Here is a 14734-nt window from a genome sequence, read left to right as displayed (position 1 = left end):
GGGTCGGCTGTCGGTTCACGACTCGCCGCCAACCCGTCTCACTCTGTGGCAGTCAGACGGGCCGAGCTTCTGACCGTCTGCTGAGCGGACATCAATCGGCATCAGAGGCTGTCCGGTCGCTTTGTCAATCAGCACGGAACGCGTCTCCTGCGGCTTGAACAGGTAACGTTCGCCCCATTGCCGCAGGCTGACCACCACCGGAAAGATTTCCCGTCCTTTTTCCGTAAGGACGTACTCCTTGTAGGCGCTGCCATCGGACGCCGGTCGCACATCGAAAACCCCGACCTCAACCAACGTCTTGAGTCTCGATGCCAGGATATTTTTGGCCACGCCCAGGCTCTTTTGAAATTCGCTGAAGCGGCGAATGTCATCAAAAGCGTCGCGGATGATCATGAGCGACCAACGATCCCCGATGGCCTCCAGTGCTCTGGCTACCGGGCATTCGCTGATCTGTGGTGCGGCGTCTTCTTCCATCTTATTGACCTTGAACAATGTGGTTGCAATTAAAAACCAGATGCCGCAACAATGGAATCCAGTTTTTAATTGAAACCAGTTTAACGCCATGGAGGTGTACATGACAGCAGATGCCGACTCAGCCACCAAACGGTTCTCCACACAGCCTGCGCGATTGCCGCCTTCGGATACCGGCGACAGCAGCAGGTCCGACCGGTATCCAGGGCTTTCGCCGTCGCTCACGTTATTGTTTTCTGTCACCTGCGCACTGGCAGTCGCCAACGTTTACTTCGCACAACCGTTACTCGACTCCATGGCCCGGAGCCTGAACGTGGCCTCATCGATGATCGGAGTCGTGGTGACGGCCACTCAAGTCGGTTACGCGTTGGGGTTGCTGTTCATAGTCCCGCTGGGCGATTTGGTAAACCGTAAACGGCTGATTCTGACGCAGGTACTGCTGTCGGCGGTGGCGCTCGCGGCGGTCGGTGCAGCACAGCAATGGCTGGCCCTGTTGGGTGCCATGATCATGATGGGCCTGTTGGCAGTGGTCGTTCAGGTATTGGTGGCCTACGCCGCCGTGCTGGCAACCCCCTCACAACGCGGGCAGGCAGTCGGGACGGTAACCAGTGGAATTGTCCTGGGCATTCTTCTGGCGCGGTTTACCTCCGGCCTGATTGCGGATATGGCGGGCTGGCGCGCCGTTTACTTCGTGTCCTCGGGATTGATGCTGACCATCGCGGCGGTGCTGTGGAAAGTGGCGCCTTTCACTGCGCCGCCAAAGCGCCAGGACACCTACCTGGCGCTCATGCGTTCACTCTTCAAACTGTTCATCACCGAACGCACTTTACGCGTCAGGGGCCTTCTGGCCTTGCTGATCTTTGCCGCTTTTTCCGTGCTATGGACATCCATGGTGCTGCCATTGAGCGCCCCGCCGCTGTCGCTTTCACACACTGCCATCGGCCTGTTTGGACTGGCCGGCGTCGCCGGTGCCCTTGCCGCCAGTAGAGCCGGTCGCTGGGCCGACCAAGGCCTGGGGCAACGAGTGACCGGTATTTCGCTGGGGCTCCTGACGCTGTCCTGGTTGCCCATTACGTTTGCCCAGACGTCCCTGATCGCGCTGGTCTGCGGCGTCGTGTTGCTCGACTTCGCGGTGCAAGCGGTTCACGTCACCAACCAGAGCCTGATTTTTGCTGCACGACCCGACGCCCAAAGTCGCATGGTCGGCGCCTACATGTGCTTCTACTCGGTCGGTAGCGCGCTGGGAGCCGCCGCCGCGACCCAGGTTTATGCGCTATGGGGCTGGATGGCGGTAAGCCTGCTGGGCGCCTTGATCAGCGCTACCGCCCTGATTCTGTGGTTTCTCACGTTTTATTTTTCAACGCGTGATGTAACGGCCAATTAACCATGCTGTCGACGAGCCTGGAAGGCTGCATCGGTTGTGGCTGTTTAACCGCGGGAGAGTATCCAGTGTTTAATCCAAAAAAATGTGTTGGGGCAAAACCCACTCAGGCCCGATGATCTTTGATCAAGTGGTTTAGAAAACACTGAAAACATAGCCCCCCTCTTGGCGCAGTGACGACTCACATGCCAGTCGTTATTCGCTGGGTCTACGAACCGTCACCAGCGTCGCCTCTGCATTGGCTTCACGGCTACTATGCGCAGCAAAATACCGACCTAACTGGCGACCATAGCGGATACAGGGCTTTTCAATTACGAACCAGGAAATACTGGCCAACGCGAGAGATGCAGCGATCGTAACAACCTGATTTGCATGAACGCCGAAATTCGGGAAAACAGCGGCCATGACCTGTTGTATTGGCCATCCGAAGACGTAAACACCATACGAAAAGTCGCCTGGAAGCCGCAATGCCTTGATTGGCTCGGTGGTCATCAGCCAAAGCGCCGTTATCAAAAATGCCGGATAAAACACAAACTGGAACGCCGACCCATGCCGGCAGATCCAGGCAAAGAGAATTAAACCGGAAACGATACGGATATTGATACTTGCCTGATCTTTGTAAAGCGCAAGAAGAGCGCCAAAGGCAAAGAAGGCCGGGAGGCGACCGCCAATATTGACGTTCATCAGGCCAATCATTTCAACTTCTTCCGGGAAAAACATTGAAATGGCAAGTATTGAGATTAGAACCACCGTTGCGAAGAGCTTATGACGGAATACTCCGCAGAGCCCTGCGGCCAGCAACATGGCGTACATAATGAGTTCATATCGGATCGTCCAGATAGATCCATTGGTCAGCGGGTTATTGCTATGTTCAAACACGCCGGGCAAAGAATATTCGACATAGGGGTGGCGAAATATTGCTGTAAAAACGGTGCTATTAGAAAAATAACTATTCAGCGGCAGTGTGGTGAGCATCGGCCCAAGCAGTAACACGCAAGCGGCCGCGCTGACAAGGACGGCCGGGAACACCCGAAAAAACCGAGCCAATATAAAATTAAGGGGTGAACTATTGTTTATCCAGCTATTCGTTACAAGAATACCGCTCAAGAAAAAAAAGAATTCAACGGCCAGCGATCCCGAATAGTCAAATCCAAGTAACTGCCCAATAGGCTCTGTCGTCGTAGACCCTGGAACCAGCGCGTAAGCATGCCCCCAGATAACGGCGCATGCCGCTATAAGACGCAGTAAATCCGCATTGTTATTATCCCTGTGCAGAGCGTCATTCAGTTTCATTGAACTGCTCTCGGAGTGTATGCGCAGTGGCAGGACCCGATAACTATCACCGCAACTTGCCGGTTGCGGCAGGTGTGTCTTATAGGGTCTGAGTGTAGACGGCGCTTCAACGCGACTGCTGAACATGAAGAAAAAGTCATGTTGCCTGTTCGGGTCATTGTGTATGTCCAACACCATGCCGTCATACACGCTTTGCCTCTGTTTCTTACCCCCCGGCACCCTTCCCAAAACCAGGACAAAGGAATGCCAGGGCAGCACTGGTCTGCCGCCCTGACGCTGCTGTCGAGCCTTTATGAGCACGTTGACCCGCTCATTTCTTGATGGGGGTGACCAGCGTCTGTTCGCCGGTGTCGAGAACGAACACGGCCAACAGGCGTGCAAGATCGGTGTCGCTGGCGTTGGCGCTGACTTCGTGCACGGAGCCCGGCTCCTCTACGAAGTTTTCGCCGACGTGGTAGATCTTTTCCGGCTGGCCTTTGACTTTGATGCGAAACGCCCCCTCCAGCACCGTGGCATAGATGAAGGCCGTTTTCGGATGGGTGTGGGATGGCGATGCGGCGCCCGGCCCATACTCGACGACCACACCCTTCATGCTCTTGCCGGGGATGTTGGGAATGGGACGGTCAAACACGACGGTCACCTTGCCGGGGGGCGGCTCAGTGGCCGACGCTGTGCCGATCGACAGTGCTGCGAAAGCCGCAGCCAATAGATATCGGGTAACCATGGCAAAACTCCTTCGTGGATAGGTGTGATGACGGCGCGCCCCATGATCGGGGCGACGCCTTCCTGAGCTGTTGCTGGAGGCTTCAGCGGCTTGCTTGCGCCATTGACTGGTTGAGCCAGTCTTCGAAACGGATCGTCCCCAGGCGCGGGTTGTGGCCGGGGGTCAGCGATTGATCGTCAAGCACGGCGCCGTAATAGCGCGCGTGTACGTCCGGTACGACCCGGCGAGTATCCCGAGTGGCCCGCAGAAAACGCCTGATCAGCTCGTCAATCGGCATGGCCTCGGGCCCCGCGACTTCGACGGTGCCATTGAGCGGCGCGGCCAGCACGACGTCGGTGAGTGCCGCCACCACGTCGTCGGACGCCAACGGCTGGATCAGCGCTGGCGAAACGCAAAGTTCTTCGCCGACGGTAAACGAATCGGCAATGCCGCCGACGAATTCGAAGAACTGCGTGGCACGCAGAATGGAGTAAGGAATGCCGGATGCCTTGATCAGGTTCTCCTGTGCGACCTTGGCCCGGAAATAGCCGTTTTCTGGCAGCCGCTCGGTCCCGACAATCGACAGCGCGACGTGATGCCGGACCCCGGCAGCCGCTTCGGCGGCCAGCAGGTTACGGCTCGATGTCTGGAAAAACTCAAGGACGGCCTGGTCCTCCCACGACGGCGCGTTCGCCACGTCGACGACGATATCGGCCCCGTCCATCGCCTCGGCCAGGCCCTCGCGGGTGATGCTGTTGACGCCCGTGCTGGGGCTCGCTGCGAGCACGTCATGGCCGCGCTCGCGCAGGTTCTTCACAAGTTTTGATCCGATGAGGCCGGAGCCTCCGATGACGACGATCTTCATGGGCTTTCTCCACGTGTCGACTGCAACCATTGCGTCGGTGTAAGAGAAGGTTGCCTGCGTGGGTGAACGAAGTCCTTGTGCCAGCTGTGGGTTTCCCTCCACTGAGCCTTGGTTTTTCGTCCAAAGACGCCACAGTCCGAGCTTGCCTCGGCCGCAGACAGTGCGGCGGGTTTTGCGCTGCCGTATCATCAATATCCACTACTAATCGTCAGCCGCCTGGGACACGGAGTTGAGGGCGCTTCGCCAGGGGATCCCCACTTTGCCATTCGTGTTTGAAGACTACCTGCTCGATGAGGAGCGTCGGGAACTCACCTTGCGCGGGCAAGTCGTGACCGTCGGGCCGCAGGTGTTCGATCTGTTGCTGCTGTTCGTCAACAACCCCGATCGCGTTCTCAGCAAAGACGACCTGCTCAAGGCGGTATGGAACGGCCGGATCGTCTCGGAGTCGACGATCACCAGTCACATCAATGCGGTGCGCAAGGCCATTGACGATACCGGTGAGGAACAGCGCCTGCTGCGCACCGTCGCCCGCAAGGGCTACCGCTTCGTCGGCCAGATCAGGGTCGGCGGGAACGGTGAAGCGCGGCAGTCTGACCGGCCTGCCATCGACGAATACTCGCCCACAACGCCGAAGGAAATGCCCTCCTCGCTCGTCCTCCCGGACAAACCTTCGATTACCGTCTTGCCCTTCCAGAATCTGAGCGGCGATCCGGAGCAGGAGTATTTTGCCGACGGCATCGTGGAAGACCTCATCGCTGCCCTGTCGCGTATCCGCTGGCTGTTCGTCATCGCGCGCAATTCGAGCTTCACCTACAAGGGGCAGACGGTGGACGCCAAGGGCATCAGCCAGGCACTGGGCGTTCGCTACCTGCTCGAAGGCAGCGTGCGCAAGTGCGGAAACAGGGTACGCATCACCGGGCAACTCATCGATGCGACGAGCGGGACGCATATCTGGGCGGAGCGTTTCGAAGGCGCGCTCAATGACCTCTTCGAGCTGCAGGATCAAATCACCCAAAGCGTCGTCGGTGCCATTGCACCGCAACTCGAACGGGCAGAAATCGAACGCGCCAAACGCAAACCGACGGAAAGCCTGGACGCCTACGACTACTATTTGCGCGCCATGGCAAAACTGCACAACGGCACCCGGGAAGCCCTCGACGAGGCGCTGCCGTTGTTCTACAAGGCCATCGAGCTCGATGGGGAATTTGCCTCGGCCTATGGCATGGCCGCCTGGTGCCACTTCTGGCGCAAGATCAATGGCTGGATGACCGATCAGGCGCAAGAGATCGCTGAGGGGGTACGGCTTGCGCGTCTGGCGGTGACGCTTGGCCGGGATGATGCGGTCGCGTTGACCCGAGGCGGTCATGCATTGAGCCATCTCACCGGAGATGTGGACGGCGGAATTGCCTTGCTCGACAGGGCACGCCTGCTCAATCCCAACCTCGCCCCGGCCTGGTTCCTGGGCGGCATCCTGCGCGCACTGCGTGGTGAAACAGACGCCGCCATCGAGCACCTGACCCATGCTGTCCGCTTGAGTCCGCTGGACCCGGAAATGTTCAGGATGCAGGTCGGGATGGCCCTGGCGCACTTCTTCGCCGGACGCCTGGATCTCGCGACGGATTGGGCGGAAAAGGGCTTGGGCAACCTGCCCAGTTTCCTGCCCCCGGTGGCCCTGCTGGCGGCCAGTCATGCCCTCAGTGGACGAATGGATAAAGCGAGGTTGGCAATGCAGCGGCTACGGGAGCTGGATCCCGCCTTGCGCCTTTGCAACCTGAAAGGCTGGTTGCCGATCCAGCGTCCCGAGGATTTTGCACGCTTCGCCGATGGACTGCGCCTGGCCGGGTTGCCTGAGTGACCGTGGATCGCGTCCATGCGTTCGAAATCCCCGGGAATATTCAGCCAGCGAACGGCTGGTCGCCGCGCTTAGATATGCAGCCAGGCCATCGAACCCAACAAAACGCCAACGCCGGCGGCACCAAACGAGACCCGCTTGAGCCATTCCTTACGCGTCAGCAAAGTAATGGCCGCCAGCGAAATGGCGATTTGAATCGCCGTCATTGCCTGGGCCCAGCGGTGATGCTGATGCAGCACCTGCTCTGACTTCTCGTCCCACTCGCGTGCCGCTTGTTCGAGTGTCTCGGCCTTCTTGCGCGCCTCTTCTTTCTGTTCCCCATACCGCCGCGCCTCAGCGGCATAGTGGGCGGAATCCAGCCCCGGGAGATGGCTCGCCAGGTCCGACAGGTTCTGCCGGCTGGACTTGGCCTGGTAGTAATTCCACTCGTTGGCGGCTTCGGTCTTCTGGATGGCGGCGTTGTTTTTGTCCATGGCCGCCTCACTCTCCGTTGAGCCGGCCTGGTAGCTCATCAAGGCACCGACGGTCGCCATGATGGCTGTCATCACCGCAATCTTGCTGGCAAAGCCGTCGCCTTGTGCATGCGCATGATGGGTGGTGTGCTCAATATGCTGCTCATGTGGGCTGGGAACTTCGAACTCTTCAGGCATGGGTGTCGATCTTGGAGGAATGAGTGGTGGTAGACAGGCAGTATGAATTGCCCTTGATCCTGTAGACACAGATCAATGGCAGTCAGGGTTCGATTTTATTGAAAAAGCGGCCCTTCTGTCTGGCCTGGGGCAACAATCTTCATGTGGGCCAGCAGGGAAGCAGGATGGGACGGGGTGCAGCCCATTGCATCGGGTGCCGGTTGATCAAGCGGCGCCATTGTATCTGTCAATGCGGAGGTCTGGGTGGTCAGGACGAACCTGGTTAGCCCACCCGATCCTCTTTGCTTGCGCACCTTGATCCTGATGCGCAGACAGGCTAATTACGGTGGTATTCCTCACCGCCCCGCTCGCCACCATAGTAGCGACCATGATCATGGCCGTGGCCATCATGATCATGCCAGTAAGGCCAGCAGCCACCGAGCAGCAAGGTGGTTGATAACGCCAGAATCAATGCCGTTGTACGTTTCATTTGATCCTCTCCTGACAGGCAAAACCTGACACTGTATGGGTACGATTGCGCCTGATTTGAGAGAGTTCAAACGGTCTGATCATCGGCTGCGAAGTGCGCTCCACTTGCCGCCTGCTTGCTTTGCTTCTGATCCGCGACTGCATCGGATTTGACCGACACGCGTTGTAACCATGATTGGCCGTGCACGGCTGGTCACTGCCTCTCACCTCCCTGTTCAGACTGTTTTACACGTCAACCAGGCACTCCAGAACAGGCTGCTGAAAAAACGGGTAGCGTCCCCGAACCCCGCGTCATGCAACAGCTTTTGAACCGCCGCCTCAGAATGTGGAGGGTCGGCGCCTTGAAGAATTTTCCCCAGTTTGACTTTCACTTCATCCGGGCTGGCTCCGTGCTGCCGCCAGCGTTGCCCCCAGGCAGCGAGGAGTAATGGCTGGCTGGCATAGGCATATTGATTGCCTGCGACGATCAGCGGAGCCCCTGGTTTCAGACGAGCTTGAATGGATCGTAAAACTTGTCCTTTGGCATCATCGCCATCGAGATGATGGAGCACACCGATCAAAGTGGCTGCGTCGTAGGACTCATCTGCCGCCAAATCTTCAACGTGCCCAAGATGCAGATCCGTTCTTTCCAGCAGGTTGTTTGCGGCCAACTGCTGTTTCGCGGCTTCAAGCATCGGCCCGGATGGATCAACGGCGGTGAAGCGCCACCCCGGCTCAAGCCCGGCCATTGCAATGATCTCTTGCGCCGTACCGCCAGCGCCGACAACCAGTATTTTTGCAGAGCCCCTACTGCCAAGGCTTGCCGCGAGCATGCACGCCGCCAAGTCCTGACAGGCGTCATAACCTGCCAGTGCGATACGGCTCTGTCGTCCGTACTCATTGGCCCGTGTGTTATCAAACTTTTCGGCTGAGTTGAGTGGTAGTGATTTCAAGGCGGTTCTCCATGTCCTTGAATCAACTTAGGTCATGAAAAGCGATAATAAAAATTCATTAATTTTATACATTGCATTCCTGTCGAGAATCCAAGCCTGCTCGGAGTTCTTGCTGCCGCGGCGCTACCGCCTGCCCCCGTTCCCGTTAAATAAAAAAGCGTCGGGCAGGTGACCAAACCTGCCCAACGCCCTACGACCTGACCAGACCTTTCTGAATCGTCTAACCCAAGGTGTTCAAACACACCACCTTGGGCTGGGTCATTTCCTCATAGGCAAAACGCACCCCTTCCCGGCCCAGGCTGCCGTACTTCGAACCGCCAAACGGCATCGCATCGAAGCGGTAATCGGAAGAGTCGTTGATCATCACCCCGCCGGCTTCGATCCTCCGTGCGGCGCTCATCGCCGTCGCCAGATCATTGGTGAATATCCCCGCATGCAAGCTGTATTCGGGTTCATTGGCCAAATCGATGGCTTCGTCGAACGATTCAAAGCACTGCAGGACCACCACCGGAGCGAACACTTCATTGCGCCATAGCCGGCTGGAATGATCGACGTTTTCCAGCACAGTCGCGGCGTAGCACGATCCCTGGCGCCGGTGGCCGCAAAGCAAAGTCGCGCCCGCTTGCAACGCCTCGTTCACGACTTGCTCGGCATTCTGTGCCGCTTGCGTCGTAATCATCGGCCCGATATCGGTATCGGCCAGCAAGGGGTCGCCAACCACCAGCGCTCGGGCCTTGCTGACGAAACGCTCTCGAAAGGCTTCATAAATCGATGCCTGAATCAGCAAGCGCTGAGTGCCTACGCAGTTCTGCCCCGCCGCCCAGAAGGCGCCGGACAGGCAACTCTCGACGGCAGCCTCCAGGTCGCAGTCCCCCATGACGATCACCGGCGCATTGCCGCCCAGGTCCATGGCCAGTTTCTTCAATCCGGCCGTGCGGGCGATCTGCTCCCCGGTGACGAAGCCGCCGGTAAAGGAAATCATCCGCACGTCACGGGAAGCGACCAACGCCTTGCCCAGCTCCGCACCACCGGTGGCGACCGTCACCACTGTTTCCGGCAAGCCCGCCGCGACCAGACAGGACACCAGCTTGATGGCCGACAACGGCGCGAGCTCCGACGGTTTGAGAATCACCGCATTACCGCCCGCGATGGCCGGACCGAGCTTGTGCGCCACCAGATTCAACGGATCGTTGTATGGCGTGATCGCGACGACCAGGCCCAACGGCTCGCGAGAAAACCAGCCCTGACGCGATTCGGACCCTTCATACGCATCGAACGGCACCACCTCGCCGGCATTGCGCTTGGCTTCCTCGGCCGACAACTTCAGGGTGTTGATGCAGCGCTTGACCTCTTTTTCCGCCTGTTTAAGAGTCTTTCCGGCCTCGGCGACGATCAGCCTGGCAAACGCGCCGGCCTCATGCTCGATGTTGATCGCCGCTTGCTCGAGAATGCGCGCCCGACGATGACGCGCCAGCGCGGCGCAAGCCCGGGCACCCCGACGCCCGGTCTCCAGCAACTGTGGAACCTGCGACGCGCAGACATTGGTAACGCTGCCGATGACGGAGCCGTCAAACGGGTTCAAGACTTCAATGGGCGGCTCCACGATATCCAGAGCCAGGCGCGATAGTTTCACAGGCTTACTCCTGGTTGTGTGCACGGGATTGATGGATGCTGATGATGTCCGACAGCAACGCGAACGCTGTTTCCGTGCGCCCGGCCCCCGGCCCCGAAACCGTCACGGCGCCGAGCAGCCCGGTGCTAAAAGACACGGCATTGGTCGCGCCACAAACACTGGCCAACGGATGATCGTTACTCAAAAGACGCGGCTCGACACTGGCACTGATCGAACCGTCGGCTTGGCGTTTCGCCGCGCCGATCAGCTTCCAGCGAGCGCCGTCCTGCCGGGCCTGTTCGATGTCGCCAAGGCTGAGGGACGAAATGCCGCTGCAGGTGACGTCGCTGACAGTGAGCTTGGCGTCCAGCAGTTCGTTGGCCAGGATCACCACCTTGAGGCGCACGTCATGCCCCTCGACATCGGCGGTCGGGTCGGCTTCGGCGTAACCCAGCTCCTGCGCCTTGGCCACGGCCTCCGCAAACCCGAGACCACCTTCCATGGAAGTCAGAACGAAGTTGGACGTGCCGTTGAGAATCCCTTCGAAACCACCTATGGAACTACCCGCCAGCGCCTGCCTGGCCAGGCGAATGACTGGCGTGCCACTCATCACCGAACCTTCGTATTCGAAGGCGACGTTGTTACGTCGGGCCAATGCCTTGAGCTCGCTACCGTGCAAGGCAATGGGCCCCTTGTTGGTGGTGACGACATGCTTGCCGCCCTCCAGCGCCCAACGGCAGAACGACGTCGCCGGCTCACCGTCTACCGGGTTCGTGAAGGTGGCTTCAACAATGATGTCCGCTCCCGAGTCCTTGATCACCGCTTCATTGAGGGCTGTCGCTTCACCCCCCGGTAGCTGCGCCAAAGCGCCCTTGGCGGCCGGCAATCGGGTCAGCACGCCGGCGTCCAATCCTTCACGGCCAATGATCGAGCCGAGAAACAAGTCGGTCACGCCAACAATTTTCAGGGTGAAGCCCAGCTCGGTTTTCCACTGTTCGTTGCGTTCGGCAATCAGTTGAGCCAACGCCCGGTTAACACCGCCAAAGCCAACCAGCGCCAATTTGTATTCAGTCATTTTGTTATGCCCCCTGATCCGGGTGATGGGTTGTTGAGCACTAGGTTAGGGGTCAGGCCAGGGCAGTGAAATAGGCCAATTTGCTCTATTTTGTGGGCGTTTTGACCAGCGCCGGAGCAAAGTTTCAGGCATCAAAAAAGATCCTCGCGCAATCCCGGGAAACACCGATAACGCAATCCCTGTAGGAGCGAGCCTGCTCGCGATGAACTCAAATACGCCGCGTTTAACCAGGCCACCCGCGTCATCGTTAACGACCATCGCCAGCAGGCTGGCTCCTACACAGGAATGTAGCCACGCGCAGGTAACGCAAAACCCGTAGGAGCGAGCCTGCTCGCGATGGACTCCAGTGCGCCGCGTTTAACCAGGCCACCCGCGTCATCGTTAACGACCATCGCCAGCAGGCTGGCTCCTACACAGGAATCTACTCACGCACAGGTAACGCAAAACCTGTAGGAGCGAGCCTGCTCGCGATGGACTCCAGTGCGCCGCGTTTAACCAGGCCACCCGCCTCATCGTTAACGACCATCGCCAGCAGGCTGGCTCCTACCCGGGAATGTACCCGCGCGCAGGTAACGCAATCCCTGAACTGCAAATCATTGAAGGCATAAAAAAAGCCAACACAGGTTGGCTTTTGGCAGCACGGAAAACGGGCTATACGACAGACGACAATACGAAGGACGTCACGGTGTTTTCCACCCCTGGCAATGCGGCGATTTCAGTCCAGACCTTGTGCACCCGCTGCGGGCTCGCCGCGCCGACCCGCAGCATCAAGTCGAACTCGCCGCTCATCACATCGCACTGGAGGACTTCCGGAATTGCCCGCAGCGCCTGCAGTACTTCCTGGCCGCGCATCCGGTCGTAGCGGTACACGAAAATCACCGCGTTAATGTCCGAAGCGGCCTGGCGCCCCTCCCCGGTTTTTACCGTATATCCCTGTATGACACCGTCACGTTCAAGTCGCTCGATGCGCTGGCGCACCGCATTGCGCGACAGGTTGACCTTGGCCGCCAACTCGGCGTGCGCGGCCCTGGCATTGAGCCGTAGCTGCGCGATGATGTGTTCGTCGAGAGGGTCCAGAATTCGCTTCACTTGGCCTCCTGTTGCCGTGTCTTCACAGCGCGTTCAGCAGCGCATGGATGGTATCGAGATCGTCCGGCTCAATCCGGTAAAGCTGCGCCTGCCCTTGGGCCGCGACCTCGCGTTGCGGCATCGGCAGGCTGATGCCCAGTTCACCCAGCAGCGCCGCTGACTTGACCGGTGAGATTTCCCCCAGGGTCACCATGGGCGCGACCAGGCTTCGACGATACAACCTGGCCGCCAGGACGCCGGTGGCGGTATGCGGGTCGATGACGTAACCGGTGTCGCGATACAGCGAAGTGATTTCCTTCAGCGTCTGCTCATCACTGACCGCATAGGAGTCAATGATCATCCGTGCCTGCAACCACGACTCGTTGGCGATGACCATCTCGCCGTTGGACTCGAAACCTGCCATCAGGGCATTCACCGCCTGATCGTCATGCCCGTAGAGCTCCCAGACAAACCGTTCCAGATTGGCAAAAATCGACAGATCCATGGCCGGCGACAACGTCTTGTTGGCCCGCGACCGGCTGTAGTGGTTCTTCTGAAACAACTGATGCAGTGCGTCATTCTGGTTGGTCGCCACGATCAACTGGGTGATCGGCAAACCCATTTTTTGCGCGATGTAGCCGGCATACACCTCGGCAAAACTCGCGGCTGGCACGCTGAAACCGATTGGTCGTTGACCGCCTCCCAGCTGCAACACCGCATGGAAATAAAACACCAGTTGCGCCAGCACACTGACCCAGTTGCTGGAGTTGAAACTGATCGCCTCGTGCTGCGCATATGACCACTGCCGCAACAGCCGGGTGACGATGGTCTGGCACTCGTCGAAGCTGCCATTGACGGCAAACCGATGAACCCTCGGGTGGGCCACGGCCTGCAGATCCCGGAGCTGGTCCTGAGGCACGCCCGCCTCCGGGTAAAACACCATCACGGTGGTTTCTTCGCAGTGCTTGAACGCTTCGATGGCCGCCAGCCCGGTATCGCCGTTGGTGGCACCGATCACCACCCCGCTACGCCCGCGCTGACGCAGAAAGTGCTGCACCAGCCGTGCTTGCAACTGAGCCGCGAAATCCTTCGAGGAGCGGGTCGGCCCATGGAACAACTCCAGCACCCACTCGTTACGGTCGACCTGGTGCAACGGTGCAAGGGAGCGATGACGGAATTGGCCGCCGGCCTCTTTGAGCAGGCGCTTGAGGTCGGCTTCGGCGATCGCCTCACCCACAAACGGGCTTATCACTCTGTAGGCCAGTTCGTCATAGGACAGGGTCGACCAATTGGCAATGTCCTGTGATTCAAACAGCGGCAATTGGAGCGGTACGAACAGCCCGCCTTCCTCGGCGACTCCCGACAACACGACCTTTTCGAAATCGACCTGCACGGCCGAATTTCGGGTGCTTACATAACGCATGGTTGGCTCCGGCCATTCATTTGAAACGATGTGCCTGCTCGACCAGCCAGGTGGAAAATATCGCCGCGTCAGGGTGCTGTTCGGCCCCGGAATCGCGTACGAGGTAAAAAGACTCGCTGGCTTCGATCCGCTGGGTAAAGGGCTCGACCAATCGTCCATCGCGAAGCATGTCATCGACCATCGAGGAGCGCGCCAGGGCGATCCCCTGCCCTAACTCGGCCATGCGCAACGTGGAGATCAACGTGTCGAATTGCATGCCGGTCGAAAAGTCGACGCCGTGTGCACCGACCATGTTCAACCAGTAACCCCAACCCTCTTCGTAACCCAGCACATGCAGCAATGGATGGTTCGATACATCCGCAGGGACGGTCAGCGGCGACTTCGCCATCAGCCCCGGCGAACAGACCGGGAACAGCGTGTCCCAGGTCAGGCGTTGCGACACCAGGCCAGGCCATTGACCGTGGCCCCAGCGAATTTCCATGTCGTCCTCGCCATCCAGCTCCTTGACCCAGATATTGCTGATGTAACGGATATCCACATGGGGATGAGCCTGGCTGAACGCCTGCAGTTTGGGCGCCAGCCAGTGCACGAAGAACGCCAGGCTGCCGCGCACCTTGATCGGCCGACGTTTGTGCTGACCGAAAATTTCGTTGGTCCCCACGGCCAGTCGGGTGATTGCGTCCTGCACCACCGGCAGATACGCCTGGCCTTCCTCCGACAGTCCCAGGCCACGGGGCAGGCGCTTGAAGAGCGCCACCCCAAGATGGCTTTCCAGTTGGCGGATCTGCTGGCTGACGGCGCCCTGGGTTAAACACAGTTCTTCGGCAGCATGGGTGAAGTTCAAACAGCGGGCAGACACCTCGAATGCCCGCAGCCAGTTCAATGGGGGTAGCGTCTTTTGTTTCATGGCTTGAACCTCTTGGACGCCCCCTCCACCGAGC

General features: G+C 59.0%; 14 protein-coding genes. 2 read left to right on the top strand and 12 right to left on the bottom strand.

Annotated features, from left to right (window positions below):
• Positions 1 to 15 precede the first annotated feature (15 nt).
• Entirely contained in the window at positions 16 to 474 is a 459-nt protein-coding gene (locus F7R06_RS17160; protein ID WP_090323151.1) for a winged helix-turn-helix transcriptional regulator, read from the bottom strand.
• A gap of 100 nt (positions 475 to 574) precedes the next feature.
• Between F7R06_RS17160 and F7R06_RS17155 the strand changes: the two genes are divergently transcribed.
• Positions 575 to 1855 carry an MFS transporter gene (locus tag F7R06_RS17155; RefSeq protein ID WP_090323153.1) on the top strand — a complete coding sequence of 427 codons (1281 nt, stop codon included), beginning with the start codon at positions 575 to 577 and terminating at the stop codon, positions 1853 to 1855.
• Between the two features lie 192 nt (positions 1856 to 2047).
• On the opposite strand, the gene F7R06_RS17150 is transcribed toward F7R06_RS17155, so the two are convergent.
• The 3 genes from F7R06_RS17150 to F7R06_RS17140 all read right to left on the bottom strand — a co-directional run bounded on the left by F7R06_RS17150 (position 2048) and on the right by F7R06_RS17140 (position 4713).
• Complete coding sequence (locus tag F7R06_RS17150) at positions 2048 to 3145, bottom strand: acyltransferase family protein (protein WP_159437811.1); 1098 nt, start codon at positions 3143 to 3145, stop codon at positions 2048 to 2050.
• A gap of 310 nt (positions 3146 to 3455) precedes the next feature.
• The gene (locus tag F7R06_RS17145) at positions 3456 to 3869 is read right to left on the bottom strand and encodes a cupin domain-containing protein (RefSeq protein WP_090323156.1); all 414 of its coding nucleotides are present in this window, start codon (positions 3867 to 3869) and stop codon (positions 3456 to 3458) included.
• A gap of 82 nt (positions 3870 to 3951) precedes the next feature.
• Positions 3952 to 4713 carry an SDR family oxidoreductase gene (locus F7R06_RS17140; RefSeq protein ID WP_090323157.1) on the bottom strand — a complete coding sequence of 254 codons (762 nt, stop codon included), beginning with the start codon at positions 4711 to 4713 and terminating at the stop codon, positions 3952 to 3954.
• Between the two features lie 259 nt (positions 4714 to 4972).
• Between F7R06_RS17140 and F7R06_RS17135 the strand changes: the two genes are divergently transcribed.
• Positions 4973 to 6568 (top strand): winged helix-turn-helix domain-containing tetratricopeptide repeat protein, encoded by a 1596-nt coding sequence (locus F7R06_RS17135; RefSeq protein ID WP_090323159.1) that lies wholly within the window; start codon positions 4973 to 4975, stop codon positions 6566 to 6568.
• A 68-nt stretch (positions 6569 to 6636) separates the two neighbouring features.
• On the opposite strand, the gene F7R06_RS17130 is transcribed toward F7R06_RS17135, so the two are convergent.
• The 8 genes from F7R06_RS17130 to F7R06_RS17100 form a co-directional block, all read right to left on the bottom strand.
• Positions 6637 to 7215, bottom strand: coding sequence for a DUF4337 domain-containing protein (locus tag F7R06_RS17130; RefSeq protein WP_090323161.1), 579 nt, complete (start codon positions 7213 to 7215; stop codon positions 6637 to 6639).
• A gap of 316 nt (positions 7216 to 7531) precedes the next feature.
• Positions 7532 to 7684, bottom strand: coding sequence for a hypothetical protein (locus F7R06_RS30775; RefSeq protein WP_159437813.1), 153 nt, complete (start codon positions 7682 to 7684; stop codon positions 7532 to 7534).
• A 214-nt stretch (positions 7685 to 7898) separates the two neighbouring features.
• Entirely contained in the window at positions 7899 to 8615 is a 717-nt protein-coding gene (locus F7R06_RS17125; RefSeq protein ID WP_090323164.1) for a class I SAM-dependent methyltransferase, read from the bottom strand.
• 220 nt (positions 8616 to 8835) lie between these two features.
• Positions 8836 to 10248 carry an aldehyde dehydrogenase family protein gene (locus F7R06_RS17120; protein WP_090323165.1) on the bottom strand — a complete coding sequence of 471 codons (1413 nt, stop codon included), beginning with the start codon at positions 10246 to 10248 and terminating at the stop codon, positions 8836 to 8838.
• A gap of 4 nt (positions 10249 to 10252) precedes the next feature.
• Complete coding sequence (locus F7R06_RS17115; protein WP_090323167.1) at positions 10253 to 11302, bottom strand: homoserine dehydrogenase; 1050 nt, start codon at positions 11300 to 11302, stop codon at positions 10253 to 10255.
• 651 nt (positions 11303 to 11953) lie between these two features.
• Positions 11954 to 12391 (bottom strand): Lrp/AsnC family transcriptional regulator, encoded by a 438-nt coding sequence (locus tag F7R06_RS17110; RefSeq protein WP_090323168.1) that lies wholly within the window; start codon positions 12389 to 12391, stop codon positions 11954 to 11956.
• Positions 12392 to 12413: 22 nt separating this feature from the next.
• Positions 12414 to 13793: a threonine synthase gene (thrC, locus tag F7R06_RS17105; protein ID WP_090323170.1), complete on the bottom strand. Its 1380-nt coding sequence runs from the start codon at positions 13791 to 13793 to the stop codon at positions 12414 to 12416.
• 16 nt (positions 13794 to 13809) lie between these two features.
• Positions 13810 to 14700 (bottom strand): LysR substrate-binding domain-containing protein, encoded by an 891-nt coding sequence (locus F7R06_RS17100; protein ID WP_090323172.1) that lies wholly within the window; start codon positions 14698 to 14700, stop codon positions 13810 to 13812.
• Positions 14701 to 14734: the final 34 nt, after the last annotated feature.

Source organism: Pseudomonas moorei (assembly GCF_008801475.1).
In the GTDB taxonomy this organism is placed as follows: domain Bacteria; phylum Pseudomonadota; class Gammaproteobacteria; order Pseudomonadales; family Pseudomonadaceae; genus Aquipseudomonas; species Aquipseudomonas moorei.
The sequence above is the reverse complement of the archived record's forward strand: the minus strand, read 5'-3'. Positions and strand labels throughout refer to the sequence as shown.